This is a genomic window from Nostoc sp. UCD121, assembly GCF_014222285.1.
Lineage (GTDB): Bacteria > Cyanobacteriota > Cyanobacteriia > Cyanobacteriales > Nostocaceae > Nostoc.
Genome location: NZ_JACKZS010000003.1, coordinates 38,380 through 53,989, shown reverse-complemented (window position 1 = coordinate 53,989; position 15,610 = coordinate 38,380). Strand labels below are relative to the sequence as shown.

The window sequence follows — 15,610 nt, the reverse complement described above, 5'->3', positions numbered from 1 at the left end:
GGATGCAAAGCCACGGAGAATTTCTCCACAACGCTTCTCATATCGTTTCAACCCCTGACAATCATCTATTTAGGGAGCTGGGGAAGAGGTAATTTTTATTCTCCCCCTTGCCCCCTGCTCCCTTGCCCCTCTGCCTTTTGTGCCCAATGCCCCATGCCCAATTCCCCATTCCCCATTCCCAATACCCATATCGGCCAATATGTACTAAAATCAATGACTTGAGTCACAAAGAGAGCAATCATGGCATCCATCCGCGAGTTGCACCAACAACTAGTTAAAAAAGAACGTTCTGCCGTTGAAATTACCCAAGAAGCTTTAGAGCGCATTGAAGCGTTAGAGCCGAAATTACATAGCTTTTTATGTGTTACCGCAGAACGGGCATTAGAGCAGGCGGGTGCTGTGGATGCCAAAATTGCTGCCGGGGAAGAAATCGGGCTGCTAGCAGGCATTCCTGTTGGGATTAAGGACAATTTATGTACTAAGGGAATTCCTACCACTTGCGCCTCCCGAATTCTAGAGAATTTTGTGCCGCCTTATGAATCAACGGCGACGCAAAAACTGGCAGATGCTGGGGCGGTAATGGTAGGCAAAACCAACTTAGATGAGTTTGCAATGGGTAGTTCCACAGAAAACTCTGCCTACCAAGTCACGGCTAATCCTTGGGATTTGTCACGAGTTCCAGGTGGTTCTTCGGGGGGTTCGGCGGCGGCTGTGTCGTCTCAAGAATGTGTAGTTGCTCTTGGTTCTGATACTGGTGGTTCAATTCGTCAACCTGCATCTTTCTGCGGTGTGGTGGGGATGAAACCAACTTATGGTTTGGTTTCTCGTTATGGTTTGGTGGCTTACGCTTCGTCTTTAGATCAAATTGGGCCATTTGCAAACACAGTAGAAGATGCCGCAATATTATTAAGTGCGATCGCAGGTCACGATCCCAAAGACTCTACCAGCCTCAAAGTTGCTATTCCCAACTACGCCGCCAGCCTAAAACCAGACTTAAAACCCAGAGGTCAGCTAAGAATTGGGATCATTCAAGAGACTTTTGGTAAAGGTTTAGATTCTGTCGTGGAACAAGCTGTTACCAAAGCAGTAGATGTATTACAAAGTTTGGGAGCAGAAATTCATATGATTTCCTGTCCCCGTTTTCGCTATGGCTTACCCACCTACTACATCATTGCCCCGTCCGAAGCGTCAGCAAACTTGGCTCGTTACGATGGGGTTAAATATGGCTACCGCGCTCCTGATGCCGATAATCTACTATCGATGTATACTCGTACCCGTGCCACTGGTTTTGGTACAGAAGTCAAACGCCGGATTATGATCGGCACTTATGCCCTTTCTGCTGGCTATTACGATGCTTATTACCTGAAAGCGCAAAAAGTCCGCACCTTAATTAAAGAAGACTTTGAAAAGGCTTTTCGCGTGGTTGATGTGTTAGTTTGTCCCACATCTCCCACTACAGCATTTAAAGCAGGGGAAAAAACTACTGATCCCTTGAGCATGTATTTAACTGACTTGATGACTATTCCTGTGAATCTTGCTGGCTTACCTAGTTTAAGTTTGCCATGTGGTTTTGACGACCAGGGTTTACCAATAGGATTACAGCTAATTGGCAATGTACTGCGAGAAGACCAATTGTTTCAAGTAGCTTACGCTTATGAACAAGCTACTACTTGGCATTTGCGTAAACCACAAATATCTTGAATTTGTCATTGGTCATTTGTCATTTGTCATTGGTGATTAATTCTTATCCTTCACTTGCCACTTCCTCTAAGGAAGTTAGCAGAAATAAACCAATTATGTTACGAAACGCAAATAGGCTTAAAGTTTTTACTAATGACCAATGACAAAGGACAAATGACAGCCTTGCCAGCTAGCTTTAATTGCGCCAACGTACTTACTTTTCTGACAATTTGTTAGTATTGCTGACTATTGACTGTTGATTATTGACTTCTGGAGTCAAAGATTCAGATGCAATTTGTGGTGGATTAAGTATGTGTAAAAGACCAGCAGATGCAGCTACTAATAACAGAATATAGGTAACGACAAGAGGTATGTATGTATTTGGTTTGTTGTCAGAATTATTATGATCGTTCTTGGGATCTTGGCGGACTACTGGATTGCTTATAAGAGTATGTGATAAAGCATTTCCATCCAGCCCTAAAGCATCTCCATAGCGACGAATGAAGCCTTGAAGAAAAATAGGCTCAGGTAATTCTTCAAATCGTTCTTCTTCTAAAGCGTGCAAAACACCTGCTCTAATAAGTGTTTGAGCGGCAATTTCTTCTATGCGTATGGCTTTTTCTTGCCTTACTTGTCGTAAATGTGTGGTTATTTCCTTTAGCTGCTCTACTTGAGCTTGGTTTAAGAGTGTCACTGTCTTCTCCTGTATGGGCTAATTCTACTATTCATATAGTGAGAAGACTTAAAATGGCATACGTATTTTTACTAGATATTTGATTTTCGTGAATTTTTTAAGAAGAGTTGAAATCTAGACTTAAAAATGCTATGGCTGCCGAGGCTGGTATATTTGATGTTACAAAATATACTTTGTGCTAAATAAAATAGGGCATAAAAGTTAATAAGCTGCAATTTATAATACAAGTATTTTCTAACTGCCACTCTGGGCTGGGATAATTGCCGCGATCGCTCCAAGAGAGGGAGCAGGGAGAAAATTCCCCTCCTCTGCACCCTGCCCCTCTGCCTTTTTCAATGCGCCATCTGTCTATTTTTCATAATGTTCTCGCAGCGTTAGAATGGGCTTGCTGTCGGGCGGACAATCACTTCATTGACATCAACATCATCCGGTTGGGATACGGCATATAATACGGCTCTGGCGATCGCCTCTGGGGTCAGTGCGATTTTCCGAAGTTCTTTCAAGAAGCCTGTTGCTGATTCGTCTGTGATATCAGAGCCGAGTTCAGTCTCAACCACGCCAGGGGATATTATTGTGACGCGAATATTTCTCGATTCTTGACGTAATCCATCGGATATGGCCCAAACAGCAAATTTTGTCGCGGAATAAACCGCGCTGGTAGGCCCCACCATGTGCGCGGCGATGGAGGCGGTATTGATAAACTGTCCACCGCCTTGCGTTTCCATGATTGGTAAACCAGCAGCAATACCATTCAATACGCCGTGGATGTTCACATTGATCATGTTGTCCCATTCCTCGACTTTCAAGGCATTCATTGGCGATAGGGGCATCACGCCTGCATTGTTGAAGATGACATCGACACGACCAAATTTATCTTTGGCGAAGTGAATGAACGCTTTCATATCCTCACGATTCGCAACATCCACCGCTTTGAATTCCGCTATATAACCCTGGTTACGGATCTCCTCGATAATCTTTTCTAGCTTTTGGGTGCGCCGTGCCCCTAGAACGACTTTTGCACCGTTTTTAGCGAGTAACTTAGCGGTGGCTTCACCAATGCCGCTACTGGCTCCAGTGATCGCAATGACTTTATTTTCTACGTTTAACATGGTTATTTTTCCCTCTGTTGAGGTTAATTTAAATTTTGGATGTGTTCATCGTATGAGTAAGTGCAAAGGTTTAAAATACACAGACCTCGCGCTTTATTGCCTAATTCTCCAAATTGATCTTCTACAATGCCTACAAGAGGATGATTAAATTAATCGAAGAACATTGTGACGAGCAAAATCATCAACCAAGTCATAAACCAAAGTGCGATCGCTCATCAATGTCAAGAATTGGCGGCACTAGTCACTCGTCACACTGATGGCAAAGGCGACGGTTTTCATCAAACAGCTATTGAACAGCTGGAATTTCAGCGAGAATCTTCTGCTTCCACCTCACTACAAGGTGTCTGCGAACCTATCTTCGCCATCCTTGTTCAGGGCAAAAAGGAAGCGTTGCTGGGTGAGGAAACCTATCGTTATGGCGCGGCTCAATATCTGGTAGTGTCGGTTGATTTGCCATTGAGCGCGTTTATCGTTGAGGCAACCCCAGAGCAACCCTATTTAGGATTCAAGCTGAATCTAGATCCACGTCAACTCTGCGATATTATTACTGCTCAAACCAGTGTGATTGAGGAGAAGAAGAACTCTGTCAGAGGCTTATTTGTCAGCACCATCGATGCACCGTTGCTCGATTGCGCTATGAGACTGACACGGCTTTTGGATACGCCCCAGGATATCCCAATTCTTGCACCGATGATTATCCGCGAAATCTATTATCGCCTTCTAATGGGTGAACAGGGCGAAGCTGTTCGCCAAATTGCGACATCTGGCAGCAATATGCAGCGTATCGCCGAGGTAATAAAACTCATCAAGGCTGATTTTACAAAGCCGATGCGGGTTGAGGAGCTAGCTGGGCAGGCAAGTATGTCTTCTTCATCTTTCCATCACCATTTCAAGAAAGTGACATCGATGAGTCCGCTTCAATATCAAAAGCAATTAAGACTATTAGAAGCACGTCGTCTAATGCTTGCCGAAAACTCTGATGCAGCGAATGCTGCCTATCAGGTGGGTTATGAAAGCCCCTCACAGTTCAGCCGCGAATATTCCCGTATGTTCGGTGCGCCGCCGATCAGGGATATTGAACGTTTACGCACAGCCTAAGAGACGCGATCAATCGCCGTCTCTACAAGTGTTTTGGTCTTATCTGAACTGTATTGATAGCAACGCTATGAGCGAGTCTTCTCCCTTTGGAAGCTTTGCGTTGGCACAATTGCTTACTTCAAAAATCTTCATCAAAATTCTATTCCGATATATCGCGATATATTCCGATATATCGTATATTAGAGAAAGTTGATTTGAGATTGATTTATGTTTAGACACTTTCGTTCACGCTTTGGTACACCTGCATGGGCAGGAGTTAACGAAGACGATTTCTTGCTTGTCAGGTCTTGGTTTGGGCATGGTAGGCATCATGGTAGAGATCATGACAAACACTTTGGTAATGAAATGTTTGGTCGTGGTTGGGGAGATGAACATCGGACTCGTCGGGGTGACATCAAGTTCATCCTGCTGGAATTGTTATCCGAGCATCCTAGTCATGGTTACGACCTAATTAAAGAGATGGAAACTCGTTATGGTGGTTTCCGTCGCCTCAGTCCTGGCTCAGTGTATCCCACACTCCAATTACTGGAGGAAGGTGGTTATCTCAAGAGCGCCCAGGAAGGTGGCAAGCGGATTTACACGATTACCGATGAAGGTAGAAAATTATTGGCAGAACGTGCCCAACAAGAAACTTCAGACTCTCCTTGGGATACCGTCAAAAGTTTCGTGAAAGGTAAGCCCCAAGAGTTTATGGAGTTGCGGAATGCTGCAACAGAATTAGCTGCTGTTGTAGTACAGGTTGCTCGTAGTGGCAATGTGGAGCGAATAAATCGGGTTCGTGAGCTTTTAGAGCAAGTTAAACGGGAAATTCACACGATTCTGGCGGAAAAATAAGTAGAGATGCAAAAATTCGCATCTCTACATTCTCGGATTTTGCGTTTATAGGTTAGAAGCGATCGCACTTAAATCTGGCTCAATCAGTGAGTTAAGCAATGTCCACAACTGCAAATCAGTAAAATCTGGAATTGCCATAAATGCGCCGACTTCTTGTAAAACTTGCGGATCGTGGGTAGAAGCGATGCCAATAGTGCGGATATCTGCGCTCACTGCCGCCCGAATACCAGAGGGAGAGTCTTCTAATGCGATCGCTTCCTCTGCTGTAATCGCCAAGTTATTCAGGGCGACTAGGTAGGGTGCAGGGTCAGGTTTACCTGCTACACAATCATCCGCTACAACAACCGTATGGAAAGCTTCTTTTATTCCCAATACTTCTAGCATAAATTCTGCATTTAATCTAGGTGCATTAGTTACTAATGCCCGCTTTAATTGATGTGTCTCCGTCCATGCTATTAGCTCAGAAAATCCATCCAATGGTTTAAGATTCGAGGCGAGTTTGCGGAAAAACGCCTCTTTTTCGTCTGCAAATTTCTGCCCTTCTGTGGTTGATAATTGTGGCAAAATGTCCTTAACAATTTCTGGATTTAAGCGTCCACTAATTCGGGATTTATAAAATGTTTCGTCAATTTCTATGCCATAATTTAGCAGCATTTCCTGCCAAGCTCGGTAGTGTATAGGGTCAGTATTGACAATAGTGCCGTCGAGGTCAAAGAGAATTGCAGCTAGCATGATTTTTTGGTAAAATGTAAATAATTGTTAACTTAATTTAAATAGTTTACATTGTTTTTTTGCCTTTATACAGCGCAAAAAGCGATAAATTAATCTGCTAAATCCTAAAATCTATACTGAATAAGCCATGTCAAGGTAGACAGGTAGAGCTTCTCAAGAAACTACCGTATAATTGATAACCTTCTGTGTAAGCAAATGCTAGCCGCTACAAACTTTTTTCGCGTTGATGATTTACTGGTGCAGATTTATAACTCTGAAGTCGAAATGGCCCAAGATGTTGCCGAAATCGCCCAAAAGCATTTACAGCAAGTTCTCAAACAACAGGATACAGCTGCTGTATTGTTAGCCACAGGTAACTCCCAACTCAAATTTCTCGATGCTTTGATTGCATTGGGTGGTGTAGATTGGTCGCGGATTATTCTGTTCCATCTAGATGAATATTTGGGAATTACTGCTGACCATTCTGCGAGTTTCCGGCGCTATATGCGAGAACGTGTAGAGAAGCTGGTTGTCCCTAAAGTATTTCACTATATAGAAGGTGATACACTGCAACCAGTAAACGAGTGCGATCGCTACACCAAACTATTGCAAGCACAACCAATAGACTTATGCTGTCTTGGTATTGGCGAAAATGGACATTTGGCTTTTAACGATCCAGCAGTAGCAAATTTTCAAGATCCTTATAGTGTGAAACTAGTAAAACTGGATACAGTGAACCGTCAGCAACAAGTAAGCACGGGTCACTTTCCAAATCTAGAAACTGTTCCACAATATGCTTTTACTATCACCATATCGGCGATTTGTTCAGCTAAAAAAATTATCTGTCTGGCTCCAGAAAAACGTAAAGCGAATGTGGTAAAAGAAATGTTGCAAGGAGCTATAAGTACAGATTGCCCGGCTTCTATTCTTCGTCAACAATCCCAAGCTACGTTATTTTTGGATGTCAATTCTGCTAGTTTGCTTTCTTGAACTTCTCTCTGAATTCTCAGAAGATGTTTTAAAAGTTTTTGGTGATGTATCAAACATCAAGTTTGTGGAATTCACTATGACTTTTTGTCAAATGTTCCTAAATAAATTCAGGATATTATTCAAAAGCAACCCTTTACATGGTCAGAAAACGTCATTCCCTCTAGTTTTGCTTTCAGCAATGCGTTCAGCGATATAAAGATCGAGGGTAAAACCAGGGACGAAAACTCCGTCTTCCCGAACAACGTCCCAGTACTCACAAGGATCTTTGCCTGAGTTACTCCGTGTAGCACCTTGAAGGTTGACTCTGATAAAATGAGTACTAGTCACATCGCATAGCCTTATATTAGCCCCTCTCAAATCACAGTCATAAAACCAAGCCCATTCCAAGTCACAATTCTTGATAAGAGCATCCCTAAAGTTACAGTAAATGAACTGAGCTTTCAAATTGCAATCCCATAACTTAATACTACTCAAGTTGACATAAGAAAATTGAGCGCCTCTGAGACTAATACCTTTCAGTTCAGCCCCACTCAAGTCAGCGTATTCTAAAAGGATCTGCTGGAAATCTCGCTCCCCAGCAGCGTAACGTCTGAGAAATTCTTCTACAGTAACTCTCTCCCTTTCCATTCCTCAACTCCCACATCAAGTAACACATATTGCCCAATGCCTTATGCCGAATTCATGCGATCGCGCGAACGGTAAGATATAATCCTAGCAAACACGTACTGTTAGCAGTATTGAATGCTGCCATCAACAGAAAGTGCATCCTCCTCCTAGCACCAATCCCAAAAAATCCCAAGACCTTTTCTTAGTATGCGGACTCCAAAGTTTAGGACAACATTGTGTTGCAGTCTTAAAGGAGTACGACGTTAAAGTTAACGCCATTGACGATGTACAACTCGAACATTGGGAAGTCCCAGAAGTACCAAGCTTACTAGAAAAATTAATCATCGGAGACTGCCGCCAACCAAGTGTTTTAGAGCAGGCAGGTATAAAGCAATGTCGTTCAATACTTTTAGTCACAAGAAATGAGCGGATAAATATAGAAGCAGCGTTTGCAGCACGGCGACTTAATCCGCACGTTCGCCTGATTGTACGTTCTGACAAACAAAATTTCAACAAACTTTTGTCCGAAAACTTAGGCAATTTTGTTGCCTTTGAGCCTACCCATCTCTCTGCTCATGCCTTTGCTTTAGCATCTCTCGGATCTGAAGCCATTGGTTACTTTACTTTAGAAGGGCAACTATTGCAAATAATCAAGCACCAAGTACAAGCGAAGGATAGCTGGTGCAATGGCAAGCCAGTACATAGACTCAATCTCACAACTCGCCGCATTTTGAGTCACACAACCGTTTCATCCGATCCCCTCAAAGAATTGTTTGGATGGAACCCAGAAGCAGAAGTGCAGGTAGGAGACACACTCGTTTACATTGATGTTGCATACGAATTGGCTTTCTCTGAGCAATATACAAATAAATCTCATGGCCAAAGTTGGCAGTGGCAAGAGTTTCTTCAAGGCATCACAGCGAAGAATCTTAAGCAAAAAATATTACAATTTTGGCAATCTTACTACCAAAGCCAAAATCAAATTCGGCGAATTGCAACAATTTATGGGATTACTGTACTTATTTTGTGGTTCGTTGGAATTATTCTTTACCGCTTGTATTATCCTGACATCACCCTGCAAGAAGCTTTCTATGCAACAGCAGTCTTGCTCTTGGGAGGATACGGAGATTTATTTGGCGGTGTTGAGTTTAGCTCGCAATCTGAACCATCAGATCGTATCCCTTGGTGGTTGCGGTTCTTTAGTCTGGGACTCACGTTGACAGGTCAAGCTTTCGTGGGAGTATTATATGCACTGGTAACTGATGCTCTTGTCACTTCCAGATTCCAGTTTTTCAAGTCTCGTCCTCCCATACCACAACGCAACCATGTAGTAATTATTGGCTTAAATCGCTTGGGACAGAAAGTTGCTGCTCTTTTGCAAGAACTCAATCAGCCGTTAGTAGGAATTCATACTACCACTCTCGAACCAGGCACTTTACCAGATATACCCCTGATTATTGGCAATGCTACCGAAGCACTAGCTAAGGTGAATCTATCCCGTGCTAAAAGTATCGTTTTAGTGGGGGACGATAATATGGAAAATCTAGAAATTGGTTTGATGGCTCATGGAATGAACCCCACCACTAGCTTGATTCTCCGCTCTCAAGATCGTCATTTTAGTGATAATATCGCTCCTCTGTTTCCCTATGCCCAAGTTTTATGTGGCGCGGCTTTATCTGCGGAAGTCTTTGCTTGTGCTGCCTTTGGGGAAAATGTTTTGAGCTTGTTTCACTTGAGCGAGCAAATAGTCATGGTGACGGAATACAAGATTGAAGATGGCGATACCCTGAATGGGTTGCTTCTATCTGAAATAGCATCTGGCTATAGTGTTGTGCCGATTCTCTACCATAAATATCGGCGAGATAATTACTCCTTAATGCCCTGGTATGATGTTAAGCTTTATGCTGGCGATCGCTTGATTGTTTTAGCCACAAGCAGTAGTTTGCAGCGAATCGAATGGGGTGAAATGCTGCCTCGCCTTTGGCAGGTGGAGATCGAGAAAGCTTTGACTACAAATGCTGTTGTCTATGGTGCTGAAGAAATAGTTTTGATTACAGGATGTAGTTTAGCTACTGCTAGGCAATGGATGAATAATTTGCCTGGAGTATTGCCAATACCACTTTATAAACATCAGGCTCAACGTCTGGTGCGGGCGCTAACAAAAATACAAGTTTTGGCAAATATAATTTTCATTGGGCAAGGCAGTAGTTTGATTTGAGTAACCTGGGATGTAATTAAAAGGGCGCAATATCAATATATTGTGCCCCTACTGACCTAACCTGAAGTTGACAAAAACAAGAGTTGTACGATTTCTAGAATGTAGTGAATACTATCTAGAACGAGTACCCGTTACTTCATTAGGATCGTTATAAGCCCGGACTTTATTATCACGATTACGAGCCAGGCCTGCTAAACCGGCTAGACCAAGTAAACCTAGCCAACCCCAATCGAAACCGCGATCTTCAGTTCTTTGGGAAGTTGTAACACCTGCGTTTCTGTTAGTACCTGTAGTGTCAGTACCTGTTGTACCAGTACCTGTTGTACCAGTACCTGAGCCAGTACTTGTAGTTCCAGTGCCTGTGGTATCAGTACCTGAGCCAGTGCCTGTTGTTCCAGTACCTAAACCACTTCCTGTAGCATCAGAACCTGAGCCAGTACCTGTTGTTCCAGTACCTAAGCCAGAACCTGAACCAGTACCCGTAGTTCCAGAACCTGAGCCAGTACCTGTTGTTCCAGTACCTAAACCACTTCCTGTAGCATCAGAACCTGAGCCAGTGCCTGTTGTTCCAGTACCTAAACCAGAACCTGTAGTTCCAGAACCTGAGCCAGTGCCTGTTGTTCCAGTACCTAAACCACTTCCTGTAGCATCAGAACCTGAGCCAGTGCCTGTTGTTCCAGTACCTGAGCCAGTGCCTGTAGTTCCAGTACCTGAGCCAGTACCTAACCCAGAACCTGAGCCAGTGCCTGTAGTTCCAGTACCTGAACCAGTACCAGTAGTTCCAGTACCTGAACTACTGCCACTACTAGACCCCCCACTACCTGAGCCACCGCTTTGGGCAAAAACAGTAGGAGGTAAGGATACAGAAGCGAAACTTATGGCAAAAGCAGTAGCCAGAACAGTTTTAGATAAATTAAAAGACTTCATGGTCATAGTTCCTTTTATGTTGTAGATTTCTGTGGTTGATTGATGTTCAAAACTGATATTTTCTACTTAATCCAGTGCTAAGTTAGGTAACTTTTGACAACCAAGATAAATTCAGAAGTTTTTCACTTAGTTTATGTTGGAAAAATTGAAAGCATTTGAAGCTCCATAACACATGAATATTCGCCAGACTCAAACTAATTCATAATCAGTAATTATTTAATTTATGATTAATAAGCTACGAGCAAAATCGCTTGCTCACAAAAAAACAAGGAATAAAAATTAATCTTACTGATGTAAAAATATTTATTTATATTCACTTGCGCTCTACTTTTAATTACTTATTATGAATTGTTTTTTCATTCCTAATTAACATAACAGCTAGTTTTTTATTACACTTCTCCCATAGGAGTAAACCTACTTCTATCGCAGGCATTACTTTTACATTAATTAAATTTACTCTGTGAACATGAAAATAACGAAACGTTTTGCAGCTTACAATCCGATAAGCAGGACTCAAGATAATCACAATCTTCACACTGGATATATTGCCCTGGATTAGCACATCCACAGGGAGGATTCACAAGACATTCAGAAGGATCTTGAGGTGTTCGAGATTTTTTGAATAGAAGGTATAAAGCTGCTTCTTGTAGACAAAAAATCAAATCTTTAAGCATAAACTTCTGTACCAATCGTAATGAATACAACGATCTTTAGATTTTTCGATGAGTTGATTTTTTTTATTTTTTTTATTTATTTAGATACATTTTATAAAATTAAGCAGCTAAATGCTGGTAATAAAGCCTAATGCTCTATCTAAAAATACTCTACAATATTATATTATTTCAACCGATAACTTATAACTTCATACTCTAGATGTGTCTTACTCTAGACTTAAGGAATATTGTTTCACTATAATGACTCATACAAATTCTTTACCCTCAACTTCTGTGCTGGATATTTGTAGCAAAATTAAACTAAATTAGTATTCATAAAGACATATTCAAATTTTACAGGTATTTGGTTATCATCCATTTGGCAGATGACAAACCTCTTTGACCAGATAACCATCTTCCATCTGAATTATGCGATCGGCAATATCTAAAATTCTGTTGTCGTGAGTGACCATTAAGATAGCACAATTCTGTTCTTTAGCTAGTTTCTGCATTAGCGTGACAACATCTCGGCCTGTTTTACTGTCTAAAGCAGCTGTAGGCTCATCAGCTAAAACTAATTTTGGATGGCTTACTAAAGCACGAGCAATTGCTACCCTTTGTTTTTGTCCCCCAGAGAGATCAGATGGGTAATAATTAACTCTATTTTCCAATTTAACCGCATTTAGTATAGCTTCTGATTTGCTGCGAGCTTCCCATTCAGAAATATTTTTGTGTAATTCTAGCGACATTTGAACATTTTGTCTGGCTGTTAAGAAATCTAATAAGTTATGAGCTTGGAAAATATATCCAATGTGGCGGCGTACTTTAACTAATTGCTCATTACTAGCTCCAGAAAGCTCTTGACCTAAAAATTTAAGGCTTCCCTCTTGGACAGACCGTAACCCACCAATTAAAGTTAGTAAAGTTGTTTTTCCTGAACCTGATGGCCCAGTCATAATCACAATTTCTCCAAATTTAATATTAAAATTAATATCAAACAATATTTGACTTCGTACTCTTTTCTCACCAAAGTAATGATTTAGATCGTTGATACTCACAATAAACTTTGTTTTCATGATTTTTTCAGATATATATGTATATGACTCATATTTGATTTTTGCGAAGGTAGGTAAAACTCAAAGAGCTTTATTATCTATTGTCTACCTATTGCAATTGCGCTGCGCGAATAGAAATCAAAGCAGTCTAAGTAAGTTTGCGTAAAAAAAACCAAGTATGTTACGAAACGTAAATATGTTTAAAACCCTTACTAATGACCAATGACAAAGCACAAATGACAGACTTAGCCAGTTAGCTTTAATTTATCCGACCTATTTAATGTCAAATTAAAAAATATCTGCTGGATCTACATTTCTAAGTTTGTTTGTAGATAAAAATCCAGAAGTTAAGCACATTAAGGTTGCTGATATCAATACTAAAATGGCTTTATCTGTACTCATAATAACTGGTAATTTAGTAGCATTTCTTGACACATCATATAAGGCTATAGATATAGCCAGCCCTGGAATATAACCTAGAGATGCTAAAATTAAAGCTTGTTGAAAAACCACACTTAATAAGTATTTGTTTTTAAATCCCATTGCTTTTAAGGTTGCATATTCAGTTAAATGACTAGAAATATTACTATAAAGGATTTGATAAACAACGATTACACCAACAATAAAACCCATTAATACCATCAGATTAAATACAAATCCAATGGGTGTTCTAAGAGACCAATAGGCTTTTTCTAAAGCAATAAAATCTTTGCGAGTAATTACTTTTACGTCTTTGGGTAGCTTGGCTGATAAATCTGCCAAAACTTTTTGAGGATTGGCACCAGGTTTGATTTTAATTAATCCTATATCTATCTTTTGTACTGGACGATCTTGAAATATACGGACGAAAGTTGAAGAACTAACGATTAAATTTCCATCGACTCCAAAGGAAGGCCCTAGCTTAAATAAGCCACCAATTTTAACTTTGTAACCGACTAATCCACTGTAGCTAAATATTTCAACTTTGATAAGTTTGCCTTTTTCAAAATTTTTAGCGATCGCTCCAAATTCAGGACGAGAATCGCGGTCAAATAAAACGATATTAGGGATTTTAATCAAATCAAGCTTTTCTTCAATATTTGGAAATTTGAAAACTGATTTAACTGGGTCAAATCCCAGCACATATAATGGAAATTTTAAACCATTATTGGGATTTTTAAACTTGGCAAATTGTACATATAAAGGGCTAACTGATTCCACACTATCAAAGCCTAATACTTGATATAAATACGACCGAGAAAAGCTCTGATTGGATGTTAAAGATTTATATTGGGCACTGATTAAAAATAAGTCTCCTTCTAGATTCTTATGCAACTGCGTAGCACTGTCATAAAGAGCAGATTGAAAACCAATTTGCATAAACATGAGAACTGCAACAAAGGCAATCCCAGCTAAAGCTACAAGAAAGCGAATTTTTTGTCTGGCTAGTTGTAACCAAGCTAAGGGGATATTGAGAATCATTTAGTAAACCTCAATGATGGAAATTAGACTAAATTAAGAAAGAATGCTTTGTTTAAATCAATAATTCTTTGTGAAAGCGTAGTCAATCACGAATTACTATTAAGTAAAATAGTGACGTTTGATGAGTTAACAAAGCTTTTTTTAAAAGTTTTAAATCTCAATAATTACCTCTACTTGTAAATCAGTCAGACCAGCAACTCTCTGGTTATCTTGAAGATTATCAATACGAATTTTTACATCAACTATTTTGTTATCTGTGTCTGCTTGAGGGTTGTTATTGAAGATATTTTGTTTGCCAACTTGTAAACCAATATCTGTAACTTTTCCTCGTAATTTCCCTGGTAAAGCATCGCTAGTAATAATCGCCGACTGACCGATACGGACTTTTTTAATATCAGTTTCATAGACTTCTGCTACCACATACATCTGTTGTGTGCGACCTAAATCAGCTATTCCTGTAGTGCCGATAATTTCTCCAGGCCAAGTATTAATTTTCATGATTTGCCCGGTTATGGGCGATCGCACAATACTTAAATCCCACTCTGCCTTAGCCTGGTTAACTGAGGCTAATGCACTGTCGACATCAGCTTGTGCTGCTGCTATGTCGGTAGGACGAACCTCAGCAATACTCTTGAGTCTGGCTTTGGCCTCGATTAACTGCTTTTGAAGAGTTTCTGTAGTGCGCTTGAGAGAAGCTTTAGCTTCATTGAGTTGCTGTTGAACTGTATCGAGTCGTAAACGTTTAGTATCTGCGTCGGAGGCTGAAATCGCACCATCTTTGTATAACTGCTGATATCGCTGATTTTCGCTTTCAGCATTCCGCCACTCAGCCTCTAAGCGAGCGAGCGTTGCTTCTTGAGCAGAAGTTTCTCCGCGCAACTCAGCTTCTAAACGAGCAATGGTTGCTTTTTGTGCAGATATATCTCCAGCTTTTGCGCCAGCTTTTACCTGGTTAAGACTAGCTTTAGCAACTAAAACTTGTTGTTGGGCTTTTTCTAAAGCTGCAAGACGAGGAAAGTAACTGTCAAGCATTGCAACTACTTGCCCCTGTCGCACTTTGTCTCCTTTGTTTACCATAAGTTTTGTTACCCTAACACCCCCTTGGGACTCTGGAGCCGATAGACGAATAACCTCTCCTTGAGGTTCTAAATATCCTAATGCTGCAATAGTAGTCATTTTAGGAGAACTACGTGGGGTAGCTATAGGCTGTACTTTCGAGGACAACTGAAATCGTGAAAAGGTATAGAAAGAGGCTGCACCAGTAGCTAGAGTCATAGTAGTTGCTAATATAACTGGCCACCAAACTACAGGTTTAACGAATGGTTTGATGAATGACTGTTTTTGTTTTTGTACCATAATTACCTATTCCAAATTAGCGATGTCTGAGAACAAGGTCTTTCCAAATTATTCAGAAATAGCAGAGATGAAATTAGACCTTATATCATGCAAATATGAACACTCTAATTCAGCTTGAAGCGGGTAAAAGTAACTATTTTGAATTAGTGAATTAAGCCCCCCTAGTGAAGGGGGGTTGGGGGGAGCTTCCAAAGCTAGATATTACTAACATCAATCAT

13 protein-coding genes and 1 pseudogene are annotated in these 15,610 nt (G+C 40.7%); 5 read left to right on the top strand and 9 right to left on the bottom strand.

Features of this window, described 5'->3' with window-relative positions; translation table 11 throughout:
* Window positions 1-95: 95 nt before the first annotated feature.
* Window positions 96-242, bottom strand: coding sequence for a hypothetical protein (locus GNF10_RS01280; protein ID WP_185607103.1), 147 nt, complete (start codon window positions 240-242; stop codon window positions 96-98).
* Between GNF10_RS01280 and gatA the strand changes: the two genes are divergently transcribed.
* Entirely contained in the window at window positions 241-1,701 is a 1,461-nt protein-coding gene (gene gatA / locus GNF10_RS01275; protein WP_185583455.1) for an Asp-tRNA(Asn)/Glu-tRNA(Gln) amidotransferase subunit GatA, read from the top strand. The two genes, GNF10_RS01280 and gatA, sit on opposite strands and share 2 nt — an antisense overlap.
* 193 nt (window positions 1,702-1,894) lie before the next feature.
* On the opposite strand, the gene GNF10_RS01270 is transcribed toward gatA, so the two are convergent.
* Together GNF10_RS01270 and GNF10_RS01265 are read right to left on the bottom strand one after the other, a co-directional pair.
* Window positions 1,895-2,374: a helix-turn-helix transcriptional regulator gene (locus GNF10_RS01270; protein ID WP_185583453.1), complete on the bottom strand. Its 480-nt coding sequence runs from the start codon at window positions 2,372-2,374 to the stop codon at window positions 1,895-1,897.
* Window positions 2,375-2,748: 374 nt separating this feature from the next.
* Window positions 2,749-3,483: an SDR family oxidoreductase gene (locus tag GNF10_RS01265; protein WP_185583450.1), complete on the bottom strand. Its 735-nt coding sequence runs from the start codon at window positions 3,481-3,483 to the stop codon at window positions 2,749-2,751.
* 162 nt (window positions 3,484-3,645) lie between these two features.
* Between GNF10_RS01265 and GNF10_RS01260 the strand changes: the two genes are divergently transcribed.
* Both GNF10_RS01260 and GNF10_RS01255 read left to right on the top strand, forming a co-directional pair.
* A complete protein-coding gene (locus GNF10_RS01260; protein ID WP_185583477.1) occupies window positions 3,646-4,581 on the top strand; it encodes an AraC family transcriptional regulator in 936 nt (311 codons plus the stop codon).
* Window positions 4,582-4,788: 207 nt separating this feature from the next.
* A complete protein-coding gene (locus GNF10_RS01255; protein WP_185583448.1) occupies window positions 4,789-5,415 on the top strand; it encodes a PadR family transcriptional regulator in 627 nt (208 codons plus the stop codon).
* Between the two features lie 45 nt (window positions 5,416-5,460).
* Here the strand turns inward: GNF10_RS01255 and GNF10_RS01250 are convergent, their stop codons facing one another.
* Entirely contained in the window at window positions 5,461-6,147 is a 687-nt protein-coding gene (locus GNF10_RS01250; protein WP_185583446.1) for an HAD family phosphatase, read from the bottom strand.
* A 195-nt stretch (window positions 6,148-6,342) separates the two neighbouring features.
* On the opposite strand from GNF10_RS01250, the gene GNF10_RS01245 reads away from it, so the two are divergent.
* Window positions 6,343-7,116 carry a glucosamine-6-phosphate deaminase gene (locus GNF10_RS01245; protein ID WP_185583444.1) on the top strand — a complete coding sequence of 258 codons (774 nt, stop codon included), beginning with the start codon at window positions 6,343-6,345 and terminating at the stop codon, window positions 7,114-7,116.
* Window positions 7,117-7,257: 141 nt separating this feature from the next.
* Here the strand turns inward: GNF10_RS01245 and GNF10_RS01240 are convergent, their stop codons facing one another.
* Window positions 7,258-7,743, bottom strand: a complete 486-nt coding sequence (locus tag GNF10_RS01240; protein ID WP_185583442.1) for a pentapeptide repeat-containing protein — start codon at window positions 7,741-7,743, stop codon at window positions 7,258-7,260.
* Between the two features lie 133 nt (window positions 7,744-7,876).
* On the opposite strand from GNF10_RS01240, the gene GNF10_RS01235 reads away from it, so the two are divergent.
* On the top strand, window positions 7,877-9,940 hold the full coding sequence (locus tag GNF10_RS01235; protein WP_185583439.1) for a TrkA family potassium uptake protein: 2,064 nt from the start codon (window positions 7,877-7,879) through the stop codon (window positions 9,938-9,940).
* A 111-nt stretch (window positions 9,941-10,051) separates the two neighbouring features.
* On the opposite strand, the pseudogene GNF10_RS38245 reads toward GNF10_RS01235, so the two are convergent.
* The 4 genes and pseudogenes from GNF10_RS38245 to GNF10_RS01215 form a co-directional block, all read right to left on the bottom strand.
* A pseudogene (locus GNF10_RS38245) lies at window positions 10,052-10,204 on the bottom strand (WGxxGxxG family protein); the annotation flags it as partial.
* Between the two features lie 1,687 nt (window positions 10,205-11,891).
* A complete protein-coding gene (locus GNF10_RS01225) occupies window positions 11,892-12,596 on the bottom strand; it encodes a DevA family ABC transporter ATP-binding protein (RefSeq protein ID WP_185593557.1) in 705 nt (234 codons plus the stop codon).
* Between the two features lie 267 nt (window positions 12,597-12,863).
* Entirely contained in the window at window positions 12,864-14,036 is a 1,173-nt protein-coding gene (devC, locus tag GNF10_RS01220) for an ABC transporter permease DevC (protein WP_185581541.1), read from the bottom strand.
* 150 nt (window positions 14,037-14,186) lie between these two features.
* Window positions 14,187-15,392, bottom strand: a complete 1,206-nt coding sequence (locus tag GNF10_RS01215; protein WP_185581542.1) for an ABC exporter membrane fusion protein — start codon at window positions 15,390-15,392, stop codon at window positions 14,187-14,189.
* Between the last annotated feature and the right edge of the window lie 218 nt (window positions 15,393-15,610).

What these genes read in the sequence shown, in the direction of transcription:
- gatA (WP_185583455.1), top strand. Translation starts at nt 241, where the DNA reads ATGGCATCCATCCGCGAGTTGCACCAACAACTAGTTAAAAAAGAACGT.
- GNF10_RS01280 (WP_185607103.1), bottom strand. Translation starts at nt 242, where the DNA reads ATGATTGCTCTCTTTGTGACTCAAGTCATTGATTTTAGTACATATTGG.
- GNF10_RS01265 (WP_185583450.1), bottom strand. Translation starts at nt 3,483, where the DNA reads ATGTTAAACGTAGAAAATAAAGTCATTGCGATCACTGGAGCCAGTAGC.
- GNF10_RS01255 (WP_185583448.1), top strand. Translation starts at nt 4,789, where the DNA reads ATGTTTAGACACTTTCGTTCACGCTTTGGTACACCTGCATGGGCAGGA.
- GNF10_RS01250 (WP_185583446.1), bottom strand. Translation starts at nt 6,147, where the DNA reads ATGCTAGCTGCAATTCTCTTTGACCTCGACGGCACTATTGTCAATACT.
- GNF10_RS01245 (WP_185583444.1), top strand. Translation starts at nt 6,343, where the DNA reads ATGCTAGCCGCTACAAACTTTTTTCGCGTTGATGATTTACTGGTGCAG.
- GNF10_RS01240 (WP_185583442.1), bottom strand. Translation starts at nt 7,743, where the DNA reads ATGGAAAGGGAGAGAGTTACTGTAGAAGAATTTCTCAGACGTTACGCT.
- GNF10_RS01225 (WP_185593557.1), bottom strand. Translation starts at nt 12,596, where the DNA reads ATGAAAACAAAGTTTATTGTGAGTATCAACGATCTAAATCATTACTTT.
- devC (WP_185581541.1), bottom strand. Translation starts at nt 14,036, where the DNA reads ATGATTCTCAATATCCCCTTAGCTTGGTTACAACTAGCCAGACAAAAA.
- GNF10_RS01215 (WP_185581542.1), bottom strand. Translation starts at nt 15,392, where the DNA reads ATGGTACAAAAACAAAAACAGTCATTCATCAAACCATTCGTTAAACCT.